Source organism: Pseudoalteromonas sp. MB41 (assembly GCF_020966275.1).
In the GTDB taxonomy this organism is placed as follows: Bacteria; Pseudomonadota; Gammaproteobacteria; order Enterobacterales; family Alteromonadaceae; genus Pseudoalteromonas; species Pseudoalteromonas lipolytica.
Window position 1 is genome coordinate 39,438 of record NZ_JAJJZF010000001.1, and the last position, 21,622, is coordinate 61,059.

The window sequence follows — 21,622 nt, forward strand, 5'->3', positions numbered from 1 at the left end:
ACGCTCATGTCTGATAATTGCTTTCATTGTCTTGAAAGTGTGCCAAAAGGCTTTAATGCAACTGTCGTAATAGATGGGAAGGCACAGCCTATGTGTTGTATTGGCTGCCAAACAGTGGCCGAGAATATCGTTGCCCAAGGCATGACCGATTACTATAAGTTTAGAACTGTTCGCTCTGGGAAAGTTGAACAACTTGTTCCAGAGCAATTAGAGCTTATAAAAAGTTACGATAACGAAGATATTCAAGATGAGTTTATTGCCACCTCCCAAGAGTTATCTGAGGTTTTACTCACCGTTGAAGGGATTACCTGTGCCGCCTGTGCTTGGCTTATTGAAAAGCAGCTACTTAATTTGTCAGCCATCAGACGCGTAGATGTAAATACCTCAACAAATCGTGCCATGATCCAGTGGGATAAATCAGTCACCCCACTGAGTAAAATAATTACTGCATTACATGAAATAGGTTACAAAGCCTACCCCTTTCAAGCCGACTTAGAAGCCAGCCAAAAGCAACAAGCTGCAAAGGCCTATATTCGCCGCTTAGGTGTCGCCGGCCTGATGACTATGCAGGTAATGATGTTTGCTTTTGCAATGTACTTTGGCATGTTTTCTGGCATGGAAGAAAATTTTGAACAATACTTTCGCTGGATAAGCCTCGTACTTGCTTCGCCGGTTATTCTTTACAGTGCATTACCCTTCTTAACGAATGCAATTAATGGATTAAGAGCAAAACAGCTGAATATGGACTTACCCGTCTCTTTGGCTATTTTTGGCGCGTATGGCGCAAGTTGTTATGCAACCATAATGTCGGTTGGCGAAGTGTATTTTGAATCAATCTGTATGTTTACCTTTCTATTATTGTTGGGTAAGTATTTAGAGTTCAGAGCACGATTAAAAGCCAGCGAATTCACAGCAAACCTACAAAAACTACTCCCGCTTACCGCACGCATTATTGATAACACCCATCAAGAATCAATCATTGCCGCTAAAAAACTCAAACTGGGCGACGTGGTACTTATAAAAGCTGGTGAAACAATCCCCGCTGACGGGATAGTTATTAAAGGTAAAACAACGGTCGATGAAGCGATGATGACAGGCGAGCATCAACCCGTTAATAAATTTGTTAATCATCAAGTATTTGCTGGCACCATTAACCACGATGGCGTGATCAGCATTGAGATTAATAAAATTGGCCAAAACACCCTTATTAATCAAATTATAAAACTGCAACATACAGCCCTAACTAAGCGTCCACGACTTGTTGAGATAACGGATAAAGTGGCACAATGGTTTGTCGCATGCTTATTGCTTTTTGCCTCAATCACCGCTATTGGCTGGTATCAAGTTGATCCTGAACATGCATTTTGGATCACCATTTCTGTATTGGTTGCAACCTGCCCGTGTGCGCTCAGCTTAGCGATTCCTACGGCACTCACTTGCGCCGTGGCAAGCTTAACTAAACGCGGTATATTAATAAAACAAGCCCACGTCTTAGAGACACTCCCTCAACTAAGTGATATCGCCTTTGATAAAACAGGCACACTCACACAAGGTCGTTTTACAATTGAGCGCATTGAGTTAATAGATAATACGTACTCAGAAGCTGAAGCATTAACTCTTGCTGCTCAGCTAGAGAGCTTTTCCGAGCACCCGATTGCCAATGCCTTTGCAGGGTTTAACAATAGCGTCAATCAGTTCGAAAATGTCACTATTGAACCAGGCAAAGGTATCATTGCTAACCTTAATAATGAGCACTTTGCGATTGGTAAAAGTGGCTGGTTTGAAACCGATAAAGCAGACGCCCAAGCCACTTTATATGTAAACAAACAGATTGTTGCACGCTTCTACCTATCGGATAGTTTGCGTAATAATGCCGATAAACTCATTAAAAACCTTCATGCACAACACATAAAGTGCCATATGTTAACTGGGGATGCCTCAAACAGTGGGGAACGATTGGCTAAACAACTAAATCTCGACACTGTTCACGCTGGCTGCAGCCCACAAGATAAGCAAACGCATGTTGATGCCCTTGCAAGTAAAGGCGCTGTGGTTGCTATGGTTGGAGACGGCGTTAATGACAGCCCAGTTTTTGCAAGTGCACACTTATCAATTGCGATGGAAACTGGGGCAGATATTTCCAAAAACAGTGCCGATGTGGTATTACTCAATAGTGATTTAAGCGCCATTGAGCATCTGCTTAGCGTCTCGAAAAAAACGCGCAGAATTGTGAAACAAAACTTGGCGTTATCACTTATTTACAATGGTTCGATTTTACCTTTAGCAGCATTGGGGCTCGTTGCGCCTTGGATGGCTGTTATTGGCATGTCTGCAAGCTCCATTTTGGTTATTACCAACTCATTAAGGTTATTAAAACTATGAGTATCATTTACATGTTAATCCCGATTGCGATTTTGTTTGTAATAATCGCTATTGGTGTATTTTTTTGGGCTGTAAAAAGTGAACAATTCTCAGATTTAAATAAACAGGGCCACAGTATCCTGTTTGAAGATGACAAAGAGCAGCACAACAAAAGTAATGATTGATCCCCTTTTCATTAGTGCATTTGTTATGGGGTTACTTGGCAGTGGCCATTGCTTAGCGATGTGTGGTGGCATTGCAAGTAGCTTACAGCTTGCCGCCGACAAAAATCGTGCTGTGAGCTTTTCTGTTGCCTACAATGTAGGGCGCGCGCTGAGTTATATGTTAGCGGGTGCTTTAGTCGCGGGTATCAGCAGTCGCTTTGCAGCACAGAACACCAGTATCGCCCTCGCTTTATCATTTTTGAGTGGCATTTTTATGCTACTTGTGGGCATCTATATTATGCGTTTGGCTGCCACATTACAGTGGTTAGAAAAACTTGGGAAAACGCTCGTGTGGCAGCATTTAGCAAAATTAAATCGCTATTTATTGCCGGTTAATACAACCCCTAAAGCCCTGCTTTATGGTGCGCTTTGGGGTTGGCTGCCGTGTGGATTAGTCTACTCTGCACTGACATGGGCCCTGACGAGCCCTTCTGCGCTTCATGGTGCAGGGGTTATGCTATTTTTTGCCCTAGGCACATTTCCAGCGATGGTCAGTGTTGGCCTCGCGAGTCAAAAAATAAACGTTTTTTTAAACCATGTTTGGACTAGGGTTATTCTAGGAAGCGTAATAATATGGTACGGTGTATACTTATTAATTATAGCAACTGACAGGCTCGTTCATTAACCTTACGAGTTGTTAACTTATTAGAATGGATTTGATGTATGGACTTTTCACAAAACAAGTCAAAAGGCTTATGCACTATTAGCTGTAATAATTGCAGTATTAGTCAGCTGTGTTTACCATTTTCGCTTAATGGCCAAGAAATGGATCGTCTTGATGAGATTATCGAGCGTAAAAAGCCTCTTCACAAAGGCGACTTTTTATTTGAGTCGGGTGAAAAGCTAAATGCAATTTATGCAGTTCGCTCAGGTTCATTTAAGTCTTATACGCTTTCGGAGCAAGGTGATGAGCAAATCACAGGCTTTCATTTAGCCGGTGATCTCGTTGGCTTTGATGCTATCAATAAAATGTCTCATCAAAGTTTTTCGCAAGCGCTTGAAACATCAATGGTATGCGAAATTCCATTCGATACATTAGATGAATTGGCAGGAAAACTACCAAAATTACGCCAACAAATTATGCGCTTGATGAGTAACGAAATTAATTACGACCAAGAAATGTTGTTACTGCTTAATAAGAAATCAGCAGAAGAGCGTTTAGCCAGCTTTATTTACAACCTTGCAGAACGATTTGGTGAGCGTGGTTTTTCGCGTAAAGAGTTCCGTCTTACAATGACTCGTGGCGAAATAGGTAATTATCTTGGTTTAACCGTCGAGACAATTAGCCGCTTGCTAAGCCGCTTTCAAAAAGCCGACATTATCAAAGTTGAAGGTAAATTTATTACCATTTTAGATCAACAGGCGCTTGCTTCAACAGCCGCGATTAAATGTAAATAGAGTTTGATATAGCGCAACTTTCTATTGCTTGCCCCTTTAACTGCTCAGAATTTAGGTTACACTCAAGGTATATCTTTTTGCAGAACAGTTAAGGAGCAGCATATGGACGCAATAAAACGAATTTTAGCAGTAATAGATCCCACCAAGGAACAACAACATAGTTTAAGCCGCTCAATTGACCTAGCCAAAAAGTCAGGCGCAACCATCACTGCTTTTCTTAGTATTTATGACTTCTCCTACGAAATGACCACAATGCTTTCTTCTGATGAGCGTGAAGCCATGCGCGAAGCTGTCATCAAAGACCGTCAAGTCTGGTTAAATGAACAAATCGCCCTTTACCCTGAATTATCAATTGATAGTTGTGTTGTTTGGCACAATCGCCCTTACGAAGCCATTATTAATACGGTGATCAATGACGGTTATGATCTTGTGGTTAAAGGCACACATCAGCATGACACCCTTAAATCAGTGATTTTTACACCGACAGATTGGCACCTCATTCGTAAGTGCCCTGCACCGGTGTTATTAGTTAAAGAAAAAGAGTGGCCTGCACATGGCAATATACTCGCAGCAGTGAATGCAGTCAGTGAAAATGAGCAACACCTTGCGCTGAACAAACGTATTATCAATGATGCACGCTTTATTTGTGACCTTGCTAATGCGCAGCTTAATTTAGTGAATGCCTACCCTGCTACACCGGTAAATATTGCTATCGAAATTCCTGAGTTTAACCCGGGTGTATACAACGAATCGGTTAAAAAGCATCATTTTGAATCAACCTTAGAACTAGCAAAAAGTTTTCAAATTGATGAAGCACAATGCCACATTGAAGAAGGTCTTCCTGAAGATGTGATTCCTGATGTTGCTGCAAAACTTAACAGCGAGCTTGTGGTTATTGGCACTGTAGGCCGCACCGGTTTAAGTGCTGCATTGGTTGGTAATACAGCTGAGCATGTAATTGATAGCCTAGATTGCGACGTATTGGCTCTAAAACCAGATGGCTACGTGAGCCCTTTAGCAAAATAATTCTCATCGTTGCGGGAAACAAATAATTGTTGTTTACCCGCGCTTCAAATATAATACGCCCCTTTATTTTACCCATGTATTTATAAGGGGGCGTAGTGTCTCACTCAGCAGAAGCTAAAGCGCAATATAACTTTAATAAGTTACAAAAACGCTTACGTCGATTAACCGGCCAAGCCGTTATGGACTTTAATATGATCGAAGATGGCGATCGTATCATGGTCTGTTTATCAGGCGGCAAAGACAGCTACACCCTATTAGATACATTACAGCATCTACAACGTGTCGCACCGGTTAAGTTTGATTTGTTCGCGATTAACTTAGACCAAAAGCAACCAGGGTTTCCTGAGCACGTTTTACCCGAATACTTAGATAAACTCGGTATTGAATACAAAATAGTTGAAGAAGACACCTACAGCATTGTTACCGATATTATTCCTGAAGGTAAAACAACCTGTTCACTGTGCTCACGCCTTCGTCGCGGTATTTTATACCGTACAGCGAAAGAAATGGGCGCGACTAAAATTGCCCTTGGTCACCACCGCGATGACATGATAGAGACGTTGTTCTTAAATATGTTCTACGGCGGTAAATTAAAAAGTATGCCCGCTAAATTAATGAGCGATAACGGCGAGCATATGGTGATTCGCCCACTGGCATATTGTAAAGAAGTCGATATCGAAAAATACGCAGAGCGTATGGAATTCCCTATTATTCCATGTAACTTATGTGGCTCTCAGGAAAACTTGCAGCGTAAACACACAAAAGCCATGCTTGCTGAGTGGAATAAACAGCATCCGGGCCGTATTGAAAGCATTTTCACGGCAATGCAAAACGTCGTGCCGTCGCACTTAGCTGATAAAGACTTATTCAATTTTAAAGACCTGCAAACAGGTGATGTAATTGATGGTGGCGATATCGCCCTTGATAAGCCAGATATCCCAAAACAGCCTGCGCTTGATGACGAACACATTAGTGACGTTGTGACAATTAACCTAAGCTAATGGTTTAAAAAAACATTTAACTAATTATTAGGAGAGCAAAGAAGCTCTCCTTTTTATTTTTGGTAAAAAATTATCTAACTAACTTTCGCTCCTAATCGAGCTGCTTTCTCAAGCCAGACTTTTCTTTTATTGCTACTGGAATTTATAACTGGCCCAAAATATGTAGTGGTTTTATTTTTAATGCCAGAAAAGTCCAAAATACAATGTTTAAAATTCTTATAGATAACATTCCCTTGAATGTATTTATACCAAAAAGCAGGGGTATCTAACGTTATTAATAACTCTGATGTACGTCCTTTTAATAACTTTTTCGGTATTGATTTACCTTCGACATATTTAAACGAAAACCCCGGTAAAAAAACTCTATCAATCGCCCCTTTAAACTTAGCAGGCATGGTTCCCCACCAAACAGGACTAACAATCACAATATGCTCAGACCACAGAATCTTCTCTTGGAGATCTGCTAAACAAGGCTCTAAATCAATCACTTTGTCATAGCCTTCGGCTAAATTGATTTCGAAATTCAAGTCACCGATATTCACGTGCTTAACGTCATGTTTTTTTATGGCAACTGCTGCATACTGTTCCGCTAAAGATTTACACAGGCTGGTTAGTTTGGGGTTAGCATTGATTACTAATATTCTTTTCATACACTGACATATCCATTTAGAGTGAGGACACAGTGTAAACTCTCACCTAAGGGTAAGAGTCAAGTTCTTGAATACACTTATCAATTGAAATTCGGTAATTTTTAATGCGCTCTCTTTGAACTTCAAGCTCCTTTATCTTTTCTTCGACTGCAGCTTGCTTTTGAATAAGGCAATGGCTGACAGCCTGCCAATCAAAATCCTCGTTTTCTCCCTTCAAAGCAACCATATCTGACAGTGCAACTCCCAGAGTTTGAGCCTCTTTTATTAATTTGATTAAATAAATATTCTCTTGATTATAAACTCGATACTTTCCAACCCTAGAAACAGTCAGTAATCCCACTGATTCATAGAGCCTTATTGCTCTTTGTGTTGCCCCATACAGTTTAGATACCTCATTGAGATACATTCGAACGTCCTTATCCACCAAATCAATTTATGTGACATGCTTTATTTGTATTTAAGAGATAGTGTTAGATATAGATTTTTCAGATTAATACCATTGTGCTTAATTAAGTGGTCTATTTTGAGGCAATAAAACCGCGTTGATAACAAGGCAAAAATTTAGTTATTTAGTTGTTCTCGGCAATTGCTCCTGCATTGCTCTACCTCCTGCATCCATGCAGTCGTAAATCAGAAATTTTTAACGTAGGTAGCGACTGGTTTAATCACTCAAAATGATTAAGTATTTTTGCAAAATGGTATAAATCATTAAAGCGTAATTTAAAGCAACAAAAAAGGACCTGTAAAGATCCTTTTTTGAATAATAAGCTATGCTATCAAAAAGATGACTCAGCTATTTTACAATCCACGGCGTTGCACTAATAAGATTTGCACTGCTATTAAGCAGAGTCTTATCATCTTGCCACTCATCAGTAATTTTAATCGTGCAGCGGTTTTCTTTACAGCTAACCCCCTCACCCGACATATTTGCAGGAGCGTCAAATTTAAGTACGACTCCTTGTTGCTCAGGTAATAAAAACCACATTAGTTTGCTAACAAAAAAGCCCGATAAATCAGATAAAAGCTCATCAAACTCTTGGTTAAGCTCAAATAAATTCGCTTTTGTTAGTGCAAAGTTACTAAGCTCTGTTGCTTCAATTTGCAGCTTTAATTGGCAATCATGCTGAGGGTTTTTAGGCTGTACGACAATCACAGCTTTATCCGTGTCTAACTGCTTATCAAAAGGCAATAACAGCTGTGCATTGTCGGTGTACGTTAAATCGAACTCTTGTTTTTCGGTTAGAATTTTACCTGACTTAATCGTACATACTTCGTTAGTGGCAATATCACTTAAATAAAAGTTAACTTGTGCGTACTGAAACTCCCCCTTGTTTACGACTTTTAAACGGTCGTAAAAACCGTCATATGCAATCACAAACTCACTAGCAGTTGCTTTAAAGCTCGTAACGCTTAATGCACTGATCACACCCACCACTTTTAACAAAAAAAAGATTTTATTCATCAAAATATGCTCTGTTCTGATTAATCATCGTGTTTAATTCTTCTATGTATGCTTCACGTCGCTCAGAATACGATAACAACCCTTGGGTTAGTTTTGTCGCTTCAATCGGTTTTTGTTGGCGACGTAAATCTGCGCGGATTGTGCGTAAATCTTTATACGCCGCATGGGTATTAATATTCTTAAAGTAAGAGCTTACAGCACCACGAACAGATTTGAATGCCGTCACTTCATGAGCCGCCTCATTTGCACGACGTCGTGGCACCATGCCACAGCCTTTGTTATAACACCATTGGCCAAAAAAGTTTAAGCCAATACGCGCAAAACGCGATGTTCCCCATGCTGACTCATTCGCCGCCTGCATTAAGGCAAGTTCTTTTGGAATGATATCAACACGACGCAGTGCTTGTGTCAAAGACAATACATCAATACTTGTTGGTAATTTATAACTGGTAAGAATTTTCTTAATATCAGACAGCTGCTTACTCGTCAGAGGCTCATTATATTCTAGCATCATACGTGCAATTTCTAAGCTGGCACGCTGCTGTAGAATTTTCTTGTTTTCAGCTTCAACATGGGGACGAATAAAATCAAAAAACGCCTGTTTCTTTTCTTTTACATCAGTAAAGCCCGCAAAGTCAGGCAGCTTTACATTATGTAATGGCTTTTCTTTTTTAATTACTCGCTGTTTACCCTGCTGAGTTGCCTCGGTTTGGTCGGCCTCCTCCACTGCAACATCTTGATTCATGAAAGGCGATAATAACGCCCATGCAAAAAAAGCGGTCAGTAAACCTCGAAAAACGTACTTAAGCATGTATTCTCTCAAATAAACTACAACTCATGTGCGGTAAAGCCACGCACACACAAAGGCGGATTATATCAAAGAGCTAATTTTTTCGCGAATATCAGCGTATTTTTTTGCCCTAACTCAACATGACTTGCTGCGAATCACGTCCAATTTACTCGCAATTTTCAAGTGCTTGCGTATACTAAAGGGCAACTGAGCGAGTAATTATAAGGTTCTATTTATGTGCCAGTCTTGGCAAGCGCGTATCATTGATCAGCAAAAATATCGCCCAAACGACAACCGCACTGCCTGGCAGGTTGACCGCTCTCGTATAATTCACGCGGCAGCATTTAGACGTTTACAAGCTAAAACTCAAATAATGGGCATTGGCCTAAACGATTTTTATCGTACTCGCCTCACCCATTCTCTTGAAGTCGCACAAATAGGCAGTGGTCTACTGCGCCACCTTAAAAAACAACACCCAAATTTTAGCCATTTCCCCAGTGGTAGCTTACTTGAAACCTTGTGCCTTGCTCATGATATTGGGCACCCTCCTTTTGGTCATGGTGGTGAAATAGCCCTTAATTACATGATGCGTGAACACGGTGGTTTTGAAGGAAATGCGCAAACCCTAAGAATTGTTTCTAAGCTTGAGCCATACAGCAATGGCTATGGTATGAACCTAACACGCCGCACTTTGCTTGGTTTTATAAAATACCCCGCTTTTATTGATGACTTATGGCACACCATTCCACCGCTCTCTGAGCAGCGCAGCTTTATTAAAGCTGATCACTGGCGTCCTGCAAAAGGCTTATACAAAGACGACAAAGATGTGTTTGATTGGATTGTCGCGCCACTATCAAAAAACGACCAGCACATTTTAAGTCGCCATTATAACGTTGATGAATTCAGAGCAAAAACACATTATAAATCGATTGACTCTGCCATCATGGAGCTCGCCGATGATATAGCTTATGCTGTTCATGACCTGGAAGATGCTATCGCCACAGAAGTACTCACATTAGCTGATTGGCAAAACCATGCATTAACGCAGTTACAAGCACTAAACTCACCATGGTTAACAACGCATTTAAGCTCTATTACGGCGCGCCTTTTTTCACACCATGAATATGAGCGAAAAGATGCCATCGGTGAGCTTGTTAATACTTTTATAATTCACGCCAATTTAGTGGTGCAAAATGCTGATTTCGAATCAGAAATCTTGCAATACACGGTTAGTTTACCCGACGAATTTGCAAGCATTCTTAATGTGTTAAAACACTTTGTATTTAAACGTTTAATTCGTGAACCGAAAATGCAGCAAGTTGAATTTAAAGGGCAAAATTTACTCATTGAACTGTTCAGTGCGTTTGCAAGTGATCCTATGCGTTTACTGCCAGAAACCACCCAAGAAATGTGGCTAAATGCACACCAACAAGGTGATAATGCAATGCGTATTATCTGCGATTACTTATCGGGGATGAGTGACGAATACGCATATAAAACCTATCAACGCCTATTTTTACCCTCTGCTTAAGGACTTTGAAGAGGGTAAAATATTGAGCTAGTATTTAATTAGTACCTAATTACTATAACAACTTTCTTTCGCATTTTATTAAACATGGATTGGAATAATGCTCAAAAAATACCTGCTTATTAGCACGCTTTTACTCTCTCCTTTAACTTGCTTCGCAAATGAATCCCTGCCTGATCCACTGTTAGAAGAGCGTGGTGTCATCATTAAAGATGCCAGTCAATTTGACTGGGTAAGGCTCAACTCAGGTGAATGGCTCAAAGGTGAACTTATCGCAATGTACGATAAAGAGCTTGAATTTGACAGTGATGTACTCGACACCCTCGTAATTGACCGTGAAGATATCTATATGATTGTCTCTGACCGCCATCACACAGTACGCTTTAACGACGGCACAGAACTCAGTGGCACACTTAATATATCAGGCGGTTATGTAAAGGTCGGTGACTTACCGGCAAAGTATCGCTATCGTGATTTAGTGTCGATTGCCCCTTCAATCGACAGTGAGCTCAGCGCGTGGACAGTAAAAATTTCCTTGGGTGCTGATTTATCGCGAGGTAATACAGACCAAACAGAATACTCTGCCAGAGCCGATATTAAACGTCGTACGGCATCGAGTCGCTTTTTAGCCGAGTTTTTAGGCTACCGTACCACCAGCGATGAACAAGTAACTAAAAACAACATTAGAGCCAATGGCACGTTCGACTGGTTTTACACTCAAAAAATGTATTTCCGTCCTATCTTTTTTGAATATTACCGTGACCCTTTTCAAAACATTGCTAATAAATACACTGTAGGCGCAGGTGTCGGTTATTACGTGATGGATACCGACAAAACTGAGTGGGATTTTTCAACTGGCCCTGCGTATCAAAAAACTGAATTTGATACTGTCACCACCGGTGAAGACAAAAGTAATGCGTCAATGTCTTACTTTATTGGCACTAATTTTGAGCATGAACTTACTAAAAAAATCGACTTTACCTTCAATTATCGCTACCTCACGGCCAAAAGTGATACAGGAGGAGATTCTCAATACGCTATGGCAAGTTTCGAGATTGATATTACTGACGACATTGATTTTGATATCTCTCTGGTTTGGGATTACTTAGCAGACCCGATTGCCGACGAGAATGCCGTGGTGCCTGAAAAGGAAGACTATAAAATGATTTTTGCTTTGGGAATCGATTTATAAAATACGCGTTTAAAAACGATCGTTTAAAACAAAAAACGCCGAACAATTTTGCTCGGCGTTTTTGTTACCACTCATTAAATTAAAGTGATTTAACACCCATATTATAAAGCGTGAAACCATAGATATCAGCGTACTGATCAATAATCTTACTGGTTGGTGTACCCGCGCCATGACCCGCGTTAGTTTCAATACGGATCAGGTAAGGGTTCTGTTTTGCACCTTTTGCTTGTAACTCAGCGGCAAATTTAAATGAATGAGCAGGTACAACACGGTCATCGTGATCGCCTGTCGTCACAAGCGTTGCAGGGTACGTTACCCCCTCTTTTACGTTATGAACAGGTGAATACCCTTTCAAGTAGTCAAACATCTCTTTACTTTGTTCACTAGTACCGTAGTCATACGCCCAGCCTGCACCCGCTGTAAATGTGTGATAGCGCAGCATATCCAGTACACCAACAGCCGGTAATGCTACTTTGAATAGCTCTGGGCGCTGGGTCATAACCGCACCAACTAATAAGCCACCGTTTGAACCACCACGCACAGCTAAATAGTCTGGCGAGCTGTATTTTTTATCGTTTAGATATTCTGCAGCCGCAATAAAATCATCAAATACATTTTGTTTTTTAAGCTGTGTACCATTAATGTGCCACTGTTTACCATATTCACCACCGCCACGAATATTAGCAACTGCATACACACCACCGTGCTCAAGCCACGCTGCAACTGTTGGGCTGTAGCTTGGTGTTAAACTTACATTAAAGCCACCATAGCCATATAAAATCGTTGGATTTTTACCGTTAAGTTCAGTGCCTTTCTTATACGAAATAATCATCGGTACTTTCGTGCCGTCTTTCGATGTGTAAAACACTTGTTCAGACACGTACTCGTCGCTGTTAAATTTAGCACCCGACTTGCGATAAACATCCGATTGCCCTGACTCAATATCAAATGAGTAAGTGTTACCCGGCGTCGTGTAATTCGTGAAAGAATAATACAGCGTGTCAGCGTCATGCTTGCCACTAAAACCATAGGCTGTGCCTACACCTGGTAAACTGATTTCGCGAACTAACTTACCTGATTTATCGTACTGCTTAACTTGCGAGATAGCATCGACCATATACTTAGCGAAGAAGTAATTTCCCCCTTTAGTCAGGCTCAATACATTGTCTGTTTCGGGAATAAGATCTTGCCAGTTTTCTGGGCTTGGATTATTCGCATCAACTGTCACAACACGTTTATTCGGTGCATTTAAGTTTGTTACCAAATACAATTTACTGCCATCATTATCAATAATGGATGTATCAGAATCTGTGTTGTCTAAAATTGTCACCAATTCGCTATCTGGATTAGATAAGTCTTTAATAAACAGTTTATTACCAGATGTTGAGGTACTTGCCGAGATGATCAAGTAGCGATTATCACGGGTAACAGCAGCCCCAATATAACGATGTTTTTGTTCTTCTGTGCCACCATAAACTAACTGATCATCCGCTTGAGAAGTGCCAAGCTTATGATAATACACTTTATGTTGATCAGTTTTAGCCGACAGCTCACTCCCTTTTGGCTTATCGTAGCTTGAATAATAAAAACCTTCATTTCCTAACCACGAAATACCACTAAATTTCACATCAACTAACGCCTCTTCAATAGGCTGCTTAGTGGCAGTATCAATAATAATAATTTTACGCCAGTCGCTTCCACCCTCTGAAATCTGGTACGCAGCTAGCGTGCCATCTTCGGTAAACGTTAATCCCGACATAGAGGTTGTGCCATCAGCACTGAATGTATTAGGGTCAAGGAAAACTTCAGCCTCTGAGTCACCTTTTTTACGGTAAACAACGTATTGGTTTTGTAGGCCATCATTTTTGTAGAAATAGGTGTACTCGCCCTCAGTGAACGGCGCAGTGACTTTTTCATAGTTCATTAGCTTTTCGAGAGTCGTTTTTAATTCATCTCGATAAGGAATATTCTTTAGGTAAGAAAATGTCACCTCATTTTCGGCTTTAACCCATTGCGCCGTCTCTTCGCTCATGTCGTCTTCAAGCCAACGGTAAGGATCGGCAACCTTTTCACCGAAATACTCGTCAACAACATTGCCTTTTTTAGTTTCAGGATAATTCACGGCAGCTTTTACCTCTGCGGTTTTTACTGTTTGTTCTGTCTTCGTTGTGGTTGATTCACTGCAACCAGCCAGTGCAATTAGAATTGCACATGCAAGCGTCTTCTTAATCATAATCTTCATACTTTTTAGTTATTGTTAACAAACAGAAAATAGAGTTAATGAAATAGAAAGTCTAGCAATTTGCGGTTAAACACAGCCTAGGCTGTAAACCAATGTAAAATACCAATAAAAAAGCCACGCAAGTGCGTGGCTCTGCAATAAAAAGGGTGCCTATACTTTAGTCAACCAACCGTGGTTGTCCGGTGATTTACCCCATTGAATATTATTCAATGCTTGGCGTAACTTCGCCACTTTCTCACCCGGCTCGCCCGAGCCTACTTTAAACTCTTGGTCGTTATGAATAAGTGTACCAACAGACGTCAGCACTGCAGCAGTGCCTGAAAGCGCAGCTTCAGTACCTGGCTTAGCGGCACGCTCTAGTAATTCACTTACGGTAAAGTTGCGTTCAGACACCGTCATACCTAAATCTCTGGCAATAGTTAAAATACTATTACGCGTAACACCGTGTAAGAAAGTGCTATCAAGTGCCTTGGTGATAATTTCATCACCATCAATAAGAATGAAGTTGGCAGCACCCGTTTCTTGTACGTCACCACCTGGGCAGAACAATATTTGGTCAGCCTGATGCTCAGAGCGTGCTTGTAAAATAGGCCCTAATGCACTGGCGTAGTTACCACCACTTTTTACCATACCCATATGAGGCGCACAGCGCATGCCGTCTTCTTCAAGTAATACACGAAGTGCTGTTGCACCCCCTGCAAAATAATCACCTACAGGCGAAAGAAGCACATACAGTAATGAACTCATTGAAGGCGCAGCCGCTTTACCAATTGCCGCTTCTGTACCAATATGAGTTGGGCGAATATACATTGAACCCGGAGGGGCTGGCGTTTCGTCTGCGTACTCTTTAACAATGTCTTTGATCATTTGCTCAAGCATACTTTCATCAAAATCAGGCAAGTTTAATAGCTTTGAGCTTTGCTTCATTCGGGCAATATTTGCGTCCATACGAAAGATATAGACCGAGCCATCTTCGTGACGAAATGCTTTTAATCCTTCAAAACACGTGCTTGAATAATGTAATACGTGAGCACCTGCGTGTAATTCGATTTTATCAGATGGGACCAGCGCGCTTTCACTCCATGTGTTGTCTGCAAAGCGTGCTTGGATCATGTGTGGCATAAATACAGTACCAAATGCGGCCATTGTTGTTCTCTCTTGTTTGGACTACTTTTTCTCCATTGTATGCTAATACCTCCCCGTTTAACCATAGCTAACGCATGCCTTTTATCGATTAAAGTGCAAATAATTTCACCTCGCAGTATAAAAAACACGCAATTTAATTGCGTGTTTTTTATTAATAATCATTCACGGTCACGTTTTTGCTTTTACCGGTAATTCATTCGTGCCGTTAGTCGATTAAAAAAGCGAGGGAAAAAGCGTTTAATTGTCGGCGCTAAACCGCTGATCCCTTCACCAACGACAACCTCATCCTTTTCCGCTTCTATGGCTTTGATCATTTTCGCAGCAGCTCTGCCAACATCCATCCCATTTTCAATCGATTCTTCGGGTTTATTTTGTGGTTTACCTTGCCCATCCAACGAATTATGCGCAATGGCTGTTTTGATTGATCCGGGACAGATTGTTAAACAATTGACATTTTTATCTGCCAGTTCAGCACGCAAACAATCCATAAACCCCACAACCGCATATTTTGAGCCCGAGTAACCGGTTCTGAATTTAGAGCCAACTTTACCCGCCACACTGCTTATAGATACAACCATGCCCATACCTTGTTTAACCATCTGCGGCACGACCACTTTCGTTAATGCAATAAGGCCAAAGTAGTTCACCTCCATTAACTGGCGATACACACTGAAATCGTTTTCTAAAAACAAACTGCGCTGCGACACCCCGCCGTTATTAATTAGCACATCAATACGCTTAATACGTTCAACAACCGCAGGCATCTCTTTAAGCAGCGCCTCAGGCTCTGCTAAATCGAGTGGCACAACATGATGCATTCCGCCTAAACGTGTATTTAGCGCTTTTAATTTATCTTCATTACGGGCAGATAAAACCAAGATTGCCCCTTTTGCAGCCAATTGTTCACACAGTGCTTCACCAATACCTGATGATGCCCCCGTAACCCAAACTATTTTATCTTTTAAATTCATGTGTGTTCCTTTTCTTATTGTTATTATTGCTGTTATCACGCTTTATGAGGACCTGCATGTTGCTCAATGTAATCAGCAACATCTTTATAAAAACCAAGTATGATTAAGGCTTCTACGACAACAAATAAGGGTCCAATAACGAGGCCAATAATGTCATCAACAAAGGCGGGTTTTTTACCTTCATAGTAATGACCCATAAATTGAAATAGCCAACCCACCACAAAGCAGCCCACACTCACAGCCAGCCACATTGATGTTGAAAGCACAACGACAGGCTGTGCAATAATGCTCAATAAAGCAAAGCACACAGCCATAATTAGCCCCATAGAAATACTGAGCATTAAGTAATACAGGCACGTAATCGCAATAACAATACTTGCCACTGTTAACGTAACGGGTTCAAGCATGATTGTTGCGCGTTGCAATAAACAAATAATGGCAAACACAATCAAGGGAATACCAATAAAATGTGTATAGATATTGCGTTTTGAACGGTGATAAAGGGCGTAATTGCTCAGCTGTTGTTTGAGAGTTTTCATTATTATTCCTGCCAAAACTGTGTTCAAAACTCAGATTAGCAGAAAATTTACCACTAAGAATGTCAACTAGCCGACATTTTAAAGTAACTGCATTAAATTAGCGCATCGATGACCTTGCCTTTTTCGGCTTCTGGCTGCATATCCATGCGCTCGCGTCCTTTTTGATATTCTTCATCAAGCATGCCTTGCAACTTATTCATTTTTTCTTGCAGTGCTTTGGTATCTGCACCTTGTTGTTGCATTTGTTCAGCAAGCTTTTCTATTTGCGCTTTGATTTCATCGATTTTCTCTTTATCTACCCCTAAGCGCTGATAAACAAGAGCTTCGTTTGCTGTCTCTAAAAATGAACTTGGTTCGGGTTGTTTTCTTAATAGACTTTGTGCATCAGAAGACGTTTGAGGCATCAATTTTGATTCTGATACATCCAGTGCTCGCTCAAGTTTATTAGTGCCTGAGTAATGATAAGCTTTATATTGGTTATGAAAAGTAATAGCCACACGTAATCGTCCTTTAAACTTGTCTGAAAAGATGTAGCAATTTTAGTTCCAAGCTAACATTGAGCTAAGAGTTTATCTAAATTTTCTATTTCAACTATCTGATACTTAAGACTAATAACTGACTCTGTTTGCAATGATTGTAATATTTGATTCACTGTTTGCCGTGTTAAATAAGTCATATCGGCAAGTTGTTGCTGAGAAAGTGGCAACCTAGTTTGCCCCGATAAGTGGCACAACATATACAGTCGCTTACTGACTTTTTGCTTTGCCGTAAGTAACGCATGATCTTCTAAAGAATCAAACAAACTTCTCACTTTCTCGGTTAATAACACCCCAAAGTCATGCCAGTATATCGGGTGTTCGTTCAGCAATTGAGTGAGTGCTCGTTCAGACACATGTATAAGGCGCACTGAAGTATGGGCATACACATCGTGGGTGCGTTTGCCGCCATCAAAAAGCGCCACTTCACCAAACCACATGGCACTTGTTACAAAACTAAGCACCGCTTCTTTACCTTGTTTGTTTACGCCCGATACACGTAACACCCCACTTATTACACAATACAAACCCGTATTTTCATCACCGCGCAAAAATAAGGCATCACCTGCATTACACGTGATTAATTTAGCGTTTTTAAGTAAGTGTTGCTTAAACTCTTGGCTGCGATTTTTAAACCATTTATCGTGGTTAATTATCGAAAGGTCTTGTTCATTCAATTATTTATACTTACATTGTTATGAGTGCAATTACTTATAATAAGAGGATACAGGATGTTTAACAAACTACTTTCGACCAGCTTACTGCTCAGTGCTATGTCTGCTCCTGCATTTGCCAGTGATATAGAGGCAGAACTTAAATCAGCCAATAAAAGTGTCAGTGAAAAGGTCATAAAATGGCGCCGCCATCTGCATCAATATCCAGAACTGAGCAATCGTGAATTTGAAACGGCAAAGTATGTTGCTAAACACCTTCGCTCATTAGGACTAGAAGTGCAAACAGGCGTAGCTCACACCGGTGTGGTGGCCAAATTAAAAGGCGGCAAAAAAGGGCCACTTATCGCGCTTCGTGCAGATATGGATGCCCTGCCGGTTAAAGAGCAAGTTGATTTACCTTTTACATCAACACAAACAACTGAATATAAAGGTAATACCGTGGGTGTTATGCATGCCTGTGGCCACGATAATCATGTCGCAATCTTAATGGCTGCTGCTGAGTCTTTGGTAAAAATTAAAGATAATCTCGCTGGCGATATTCTATTTGTATTCCAACCTGCAGAAGAAGGTGCACCCGATGGCGAAGAAGGAGGTGCTGAACTAATGCTAAAAGAAGGCTTATTTAAAGAAAAACCCGAAGCCATCTTTGGTTTACATGTCACCAGCTCACTAAACACAGGGCAAATTGGTTTTCGTGAAGGACCGCTAATGGCCAGCGCCGATAAATTTACGATTACTGTAAAAGGTCGCCAAACTCATGGCTCGCGTCCTTGGAATGGGGTTGACCCCATTGTCGCGTCATCACAAATTATTATGGCAACGCAAACCATTGCATCACGCCAAGTTGATGTAACAAAAGCCCCTTCTGTTGTCTCCTTTGGTGCCATTAATGGGGGTGTACGTAATAATATAATCCCTGATCAAGTTGAAATGGTCGGTACAATTCGTACTTTTGATCAAGACATGCGTGCTGATATTAAAAAACGCTTAGCTAAAACCGCCGAAATGGTGGCTGAATCTGGTGGCGCAGAAGCGCATGTTCACATTGATCACGGTTACCCAGTCACCGTGAACGATGTTGAATTAACCAAGAAAATGACACCAACACTTGCAGGTGTGGTTGGCAAAGAAAACCTGATCACAACGCCATTAATAACAGGGGCAGAAGACTTTAGTTACTATGCCTTAGAAACACCAGGAATGTTCTTCTTTTTAGGAGTTACGCCAAAAGGTCAAGATGCCGTAACAGCGCCTAGTAACCATTCACCACACTTTTTTGCAGACGAGAAAGCATTACAATTGGGTGTCAACGCCATGACGCAATTAGTGGTTGATTACCTTAAATAGTTGATTACCTTAAATAGTTTATTACCTTAAATAATAATCTTGTAAAAAGAGCCGAACTAATCGGCTCTTTTTATTTAACCATGTAGATACAATCTGCCAAAGGCATTAGGGCTGGGTACTTGGATTCTTGAAAACCTAATTTTTTATAAGCTGCAATGGCCAAGGTATTGTGGGTATATACGAACAACGACACTGTATTACAGTGCAATTGCTGTTTGCCCTGCTCGCTTAATAAATTAATCAGTATTTTTGCAAGCCCTTGCCCCCGCATATTCAAAGCCACGACCAAACGTCCTAAATGACAGCATCCTTCACGTAAGTAATATTGGCCAAAAGCCAACATCTGGCCCTCATTATTTACCAGCGCGTATGAGTTCAGTTCATCAAGATTTAAATCTTGTTTAAAGCTGTGTGCATCAAATGGGAAGTTAAAAAATGGCCCAGACCAAATACGCAGCTCCGCCTCTGTGTTAAACCAACCCATTAGCTTAGTTAAATGCTCATCAGTTACGCTAACTAGCTGCATGTTTTAACCTATCGAATAAACCCGATGCTCGGGTAACTGATTTATTCATTGCCATTAGTAACACGTTTTTATCTGCCACCAGCTCAAAGGTGTTTTTTGCACGAGTGATCCCCGTGTACACAAGCTGTCTGTTAATCCCTTGGTTTGCTTGATTTATTGGCGGTAAAATCATCGCTGTATACGCAAACTCAGAGCCCTGCGATTTATGAATAGTCATGGCATACACTTTATCGTGAGCGGGTAAACGAGCTGGCGAAAAAGCACGAATGTTTTCTTGCTCATCAATAAACATTGCTTTTAGTTGACCTTGCTCATCGTGCATTAAAATACCAATATCACCATTGAACAGTTTTAACTGATAATCGTTTTGGCTGATCATAATGGGCATGCCCAGGTAATGGCGCTGATATGGTGAAATAAGCCCTTGTTGTGACAGTGCTTTTTCAATTCGAAGATTAAGGCTATTTACGCCATAATCGCCCTCTTTCACCGCTGCCAGTAATTGATAGTCAGAAAAAGCATTGTGCACTTTAGCCACCCCAGCACCTTCGCGTATCAGTGTTAAATACGCCTGATAATGCTGGGCTGCTAACTGAACAAAATGCTCAATCGGTTTGTTAATGACATTGTAATTAAGTTTAAGGTCGCTAAAGCCGCCCTCGTTCACCGTTTGCTCAACATACCCAAGTAACCCTTGGCTATTAGTATTAACAGCTTGCGCTAATTGACCTATGCCGCTTTTGCCGTCAAAACGGTAGCTTTGCTGTAAAAACGCAATACAGTCGCTTAACAAGTAACTGCCTTCACTGTGTGAAAGCACGGCGCGATTATTAAAACACACCCGATTGAGTTGCTCTGCCCGCGCTTGGCTGTAAGCGGGCATTTTTTCAAGTGTTAACCCTTGGCATAAATCGCTGAGAATACTGCCAGTATCGACCGAGGCTAATTGGTCTTTATCACCCAGCAGAATTAACCGAGCATGACTTGGCAGCGCCTCAATTAATTTTGCCATTAACGATAAGTTAACCATGGAGGCTTCATCAATGATCAACACATCTAAATGCAGTGGATTGCGTTTGTTATGGCGAAATTTATTCGTGTGCGGAATCACGCCAAGTAAGCGGTGAATCGTTTGTGCCGTTTCAGGAATAAGCGGTGCGATGTCTTTTGGGATCATACTGAGTTTTTGCTTCGCTCCCAAAATTGACTCACTTAAACGAGCCGCGGCCTTACCCGTTGGTGCAACCAACTTAATTGTCAACGGTGCACTTGCATACAACGACTGCATAATAGCTAATAATTTGGTGACAGTTGTGGTTTTACCGGTGCCTGGCCCTCCGGTAATCACACTAAAGCCTTTGGTGGCGGCTATGGCACACGCTACTTTTTGCCAATTTAACGTTTTAATAGGATCTGCGGGGTCTTCACGGTGAGCTTCATCAGGGAAATACTCTGTCAAAAGCGCAGTTAACGCCGTTTCATCGATGTTTAGTGGTTTTGCGGCCAAATGACTCAAACGTGACGCTAACACAGTTTCATACTGAGCTAAGCGCGCAAAATATAACTTATTAGCAAACAGCAGCAGTGGCTTGTCATCACCCACACAAGCTGCAGCCATGAGCTGTGTTTCAGCTTGCTGCGCGTCATAGTTTTCTGAAAACGGCGAAATAATATCAGGTGCAGCAATGCTTGCGTCTGATACTGCCTGTTCTCTAATTGCAAACGGATTTTGCCAATTAATAGCGTTTAAATCTAAGCAACTATGCTGGCTTTGCTGAGCGACGGCAAGCAACAAAATAAGGTAGAACACCTCATTTTTCTGGGAGGTATCAGTGCCTATTAAAAGCTCAGCAAGTTTTACATCCACTAAGCGAATACGTTTCGTCTCTAACAAAAAGTCCAGTAAGGGCTGTGTTTTCATTTCAACCTCAGTCCCCTCTAATGCCTGTACAGGCTCCTTTAACGGTTCTTTGTGTTTGCGAGGTTGCTCTGGTTCACGTTCATCAAAG

Annotated in this window: 20 protein-coding genes and 1 pseudogene; 9 read left to right on the plus strand and 12 right to left on the minus strand. The window is 41.1% G+C overall.

Translation table 11 applies throughout. From position 1 onward, the window contains the following. Positions 1-6: 6 nt before the first annotated feature. From LPA49_RS00175 to ttcA, 6 genes are all read left to right on the plus strand, one after another. Positions 7-2,382 carry a heavy metal translocating P-type ATPase gene (locus LPA49_RS00175; RefSeq protein WP_230235246.1) on the plus strand — a complete coding sequence of 792 codons (2,376 nt, stop codon included), beginning with the start codon at positions 7-9 and terminating at the stop codon, positions 2,380-2,382. Next, entirely contained in the window at positions 2,379-2,546 is a 168-nt protein-coding gene (gene ccoS, locus LPA49_RS00180) for a cbb3-type cytochrome oxidase assembly protein CcoS (RefSeq protein WP_036967866.1), read from the plus strand. Before LPA49_RS00175 ends, ccoS begins: the two co-directional genes overlap by 4 nt. Continuing rightward, on the plus strand, positions 2,539-3,210 hold the full coding sequence (locus tag LPA49_RS00185) for a sulfite exporter TauE/SafE family protein (RefSeq protein WP_036967863.1): 672 nt from the start codon (positions 2,539-2,541) through the stop codon (positions 3,208-3,210). The genes ccoS and LPA49_RS00185 overlap by 8 nt, the downstream gene beginning before the upstream one ends. Before the next feature lie 38 nt (positions 3,211-3,248). Next, positions 3,249-3,983: an FNR family transcription factor gene (locus LPA49_RS00190; protein ID WP_036967860.1), complete on the plus strand. Its 735-nt coding sequence runs from the start codon at positions 3,249-3,251 to the stop codon at positions 3,981-3,983. Between the two features lie 102 nt (positions 3,984-4,085). Continuing rightward, positions 4,086-5,009 carry a universal stress protein UspE gene (gene uspE / locus LPA49_RS00195; RefSeq protein ID WP_036967857.1) on the plus strand — a complete coding sequence of 308 codons (924 nt, stop codon included), beginning with the start codon at positions 4,086-4,088 and terminating at the stop codon, positions 5,007-5,009. 95 nt (positions 5,010-5,104) lie between these two features. Further along, positions 5,105-6,010, plus strand: a complete 906-nt coding sequence (gene ttcA / locus LPA49_RS00200) for a tRNA 2-thiocytidine(32) synthetase TtcA (protein WP_065978506.1) — start codon at positions 5,105-5,107, stop codon at positions 6,008-6,010. 74 nt (positions 6,011-6,084) lie between these two features. Here the strand turns inward: ttcA and LPA49_RS00205 are convergent, their stop codons facing one another. The 4 genes from LPA49_RS00205 to LPA49_RS00220 all read right to left on the minus strand — a co-directional run bounded on the left by LPA49_RS00205 (position 6,085) and on the right by LPA49_RS00220 (position 8,933). Beyond that, positions 6,085-6,660 carry an NAD(P)H-dependent oxidoreductase gene (locus tag LPA49_RS00205; RefSeq protein ID WP_036967851.1) on the minus strand — a complete coding sequence of 192 codons (576 nt, stop codon included), beginning with the start codon at positions 6,658-6,660 and terminating at the stop codon, positions 6,085-6,087. 46 nt (positions 6,661-6,706) lie between these two features. Then, positions 6,707-7,066, minus strand: coding sequence for a MerR family transcriptional regulator (locus tag LPA49_RS00210; RefSeq protein ID WP_180310901.1), 360 nt, complete (start codon positions 7,064-7,066; stop codon positions 6,707-6,709). Positions 7,067-7,453: 387 nt separating this feature from the next. Beyond that, positions 7,454-8,122, minus strand: coding sequence for a DUF2987 domain-containing protein (locus LPA49_RS00215; protein WP_180310902.1), 669 nt, complete (start codon positions 8,120-8,122; stop codon positions 7,454-7,456). Further along, the gene (locus tag LPA49_RS00220; RefSeq protein WP_180310903.1) at positions 8,115-8,933 is read right to left on the minus strand and encodes a glucosaminidase domain-containing protein; all 819 of its coding nucleotides are present in this window, start codon (positions 8,931-8,933) and stop codon (positions 8,115-8,117) included. Before LPA49_RS00220 ends, LPA49_RS00215 begins: the two co-directional genes overlap by 8 nt. A gap of 214 nt (positions 8,934-9,147) precedes the next feature. Here LPA49_RS00220 and LPA49_RS00225 point away from each other — a divergent pair, with 214 nt between their 5' ends. Beyond that, the gene (locus LPA49_RS00225; RefSeq protein WP_036967839.1) at positions 9,148-10,443 is read left to right on the plus strand and encodes an anti-phage deoxyguanosine triphosphatase; all 1,296 of its coding nucleotides are present in this window, start codon (positions 9,148-9,150) and stop codon (positions 10,441-10,443) included. A gap of 97 nt (positions 10,444-10,540) precedes the next feature. Further along, positions 10,541-11,632 carry a YdiY family protein gene (locus LPA49_RS00230; protein ID WP_051501754.1) on the plus strand — a complete coding sequence of 364 codons (1,092 nt, stop codon included), beginning with the start codon at positions 10,541-10,543 and terminating at the stop codon, positions 11,630-11,632. Positions 11,633-11,711: 79 nt separating this feature from the next. On the opposite strand, the gene LPA49_RS00235 is transcribed toward LPA49_RS00230, so the two are convergent. The 6 genes and pseudogenes from LPA49_RS00235 to LPA49_RS00260 all read right to left on the minus strand — a co-directional run bounded on the left by LPA49_RS00235 (position 11,712) and on the right by LPA49_RS00260 (position 17,743). Then, positions 11,712-13,865 (minus strand): prolyl oligopeptidase family protein, encoded by a 2,154-nt coding sequence (locus tag LPA49_RS00235; RefSeq protein WP_036967836.1) that lies wholly within the window; start codon positions 13,863-13,865, stop codon positions 11,712-11,714. A 159-nt stretch (positions 13,866-14,024) separates the two neighbouring features. Continuing rightward, positions 14,025-15,026, minus strand: a pseudogene (locus LPA49_RS00240) (branched-chain amino acid aminotransferase); the annotation flags it as partial. 176 nt (positions 15,027-15,202) lie between these two features. Continuing rightward, positions 15,203-15,991, minus strand: coding sequence for an SDR family oxidoreductase (locus tag LPA49_RS00245; protein WP_065978510.1), 789 nt, complete (start codon positions 15,989-15,991; stop codon positions 15,203-15,205). 35 nt (positions 15,992-16,026) lie between these two features. Beyond that, positions 16,027-16,530, minus strand: coding sequence for a DUF962 domain-containing protein (locus LPA49_RS00250; RefSeq protein WP_036967827.1), 504 nt, complete (start codon positions 16,528-16,530; stop codon positions 16,027-16,029). 92 nt (positions 16,531-16,622) lie between these two features. After that, positions 16,623-17,027, minus strand: a complete 405-nt coding sequence (locus LPA49_RS00255; protein ID WP_180310904.1) for a hypothetical protein — start codon at positions 17,025-17,027, stop codon at positions 16,623-16,625. Between the two features lie 53 nt (positions 17,028-17,080). Beyond that, a complete protein-coding gene (locus LPA49_RS00260) occupies positions 17,081-17,743 on the minus strand; it encodes a Crp/Fnr family transcriptional regulator (protein WP_180310905.1) in 663 nt (220 codons plus the stop codon). Positions 17,744-17,797: 54 nt separating this feature from the next. On the opposite strand from LPA49_RS00260, the gene LPA49_RS00265 reads away from it, so the two are divergent. After that, positions 17,798-19,087, plus strand: a complete 1,290-nt coding sequence (locus tag LPA49_RS00265) for an amidohydrolase (RefSeq protein WP_230235247.1) — start codon at positions 17,798-17,800, stop codon at positions 19,085-19,087. Between the two features lie 70 nt (positions 19,088-19,157). Here the strand turns inward: LPA49_RS00265 and LPA49_RS00270 are convergent, their stop codons facing one another. Together LPA49_RS00270 and recD are read right to left on the minus strand one after the other, a co-directional pair. Continuing rightward, positions 19,158-19,613 (minus strand): N-acetyltransferase, encoded by a 456-nt coding sequence (locus LPA49_RS00270; protein ID WP_036967814.1) that lies wholly within the window; start codon positions 19,611-19,613, stop codon positions 19,158-19,160. After that, the gene (recD, locus tag LPA49_RS00275; protein ID WP_230235578.1) at positions 19,600-21,534 is read right to left on the minus strand and encodes an exodeoxyribonuclease V subunit alpha; all 1,935 of its coding nucleotides are present in this window, start codon (positions 21,532-21,534) and stop codon (positions 19,600-19,602) included. The genes LPA49_RS00270 and recD overlap by 14 nt, the downstream gene beginning before the upstream one ends. Positions 21,535-21,622 lie beyond the last annotated feature (88 nt).

Excerpts from the sequence above, each read along its gene's own strand:
- LPA49_RS00225 (WP_036967839.1), top strand. The coding sequence starts at position 9,148 with ATGTGCCAGTCTTGGCAAGCGCGTATCATTGATCAGCAAAAATATCGC.
- LPA49_RS00210 (WP_180310901.1), bottom strand. The coding sequence starts at position 7,066 with ATGTATCTCAATGAGGTATCTAAACTGTATGGGGCAACACAAAGAGCA.
- LPA49_RS00270 (WP_036967814.1), bottom strand. The coding sequence starts at position 19,613 with ATGCAGCTAGTTAGCGTAACTGATGAGCATTTAACTAAGCTAATGGGT.
- LPA49_RS00205 (WP_036967851.1), bottom strand. The coding sequence starts at position 6,660 with ATGAAAAGAATATTAGTAATCAATGCTAACCCCAAACTAACCAGCCTG.
- LPA49_RS00190 (WP_036967860.1), top strand. The coding sequence starts at position 3,249 with ATGGACTTTTCACAAAACAAGTCAAAAGGCTTATGCACTATTAGCTGT.
- LPA49_RS00235 (WP_036967836.1), bottom strand. The coding sequence starts at position 13,865 with ATGATTAAGAAGACGCTTGCATGTGCAATTCTAATTGCACTGGCTGGT.
- uspE (WP_036967857.1), top strand. The coding sequence starts at position 4,086 with ATGGACGCAATAAAACGAATTTTAGCAGTAATAGATCCCACCAAGGAA.
- LPA49_RS00215 (WP_180310902.1), bottom strand. The coding sequence starts at position 8,122 with ATGAATAAAATCTTTTTTTTGTTAAAAGTGGTGGGTGTGATCAGTGCA.
- recD (WP_230235578.1), bottom strand. The coding sequence starts at position 21,534 with ATGAAAACACAGCCCTTACTGGACTTTTTGTTAGAGACGAAACGTATT.
- LPA49_RS00265 (WP_230235247.1), top strand. The coding sequence starts at position 17,798 with ATGTTTAACAAACTACTTTCGACCAGCTTACTGCTCAGTGCTATGTCT.
- LPA49_RS00250 (WP_036967827.1), bottom strand. The coding sequence starts at position 16,530 with ATGAAAACTCTCAAACAACAGCTGAGCAATTACGCCCTTTATCACCGT.
- ccoS (WP_036967866.1), top strand. The coding sequence starts at position 2,379 with ATGAGTATCATTTACATGTTAATCCCGATTGCGATTTTGTTTGTAATA.
- LPA49_RS00230 (WP_051501754.1), top strand. The coding sequence starts at position 10,541 with ATGCTCAAAAAATACCTGCTTATTAGCACGCTTTTACTCTCTCCTTTA.
- LPA49_RS00220 (WP_180310903.1), bottom strand. The coding sequence starts at position 8,933 with ATGCTTAAGTACGTTTTTCGAGGTTTACTGACCGCTTTTTTTGCATGG.
- LPA49_RS00175 (WP_230235246.1), top strand. The coding sequence starts at position 7 with ATGTCTGATAATTGCTTTCATTGTCTTGAAAGTGTGCCAAAAGGCTTT.
- LPA49_RS00185 (WP_036967863.1), top strand. The coding sequence starts at position 2,539 with ATGATTGATCCCCTTTTCATTAGTGCATTTGTTATGGGGTTACTTGGC.
- LPA49_RS00245 (WP_065978510.1), bottom strand. The coding sequence starts at position 15,991 with ATGAATTTAAAAGATAAAATAGTTTGGGTTACGGGGGCATCATCAGGT.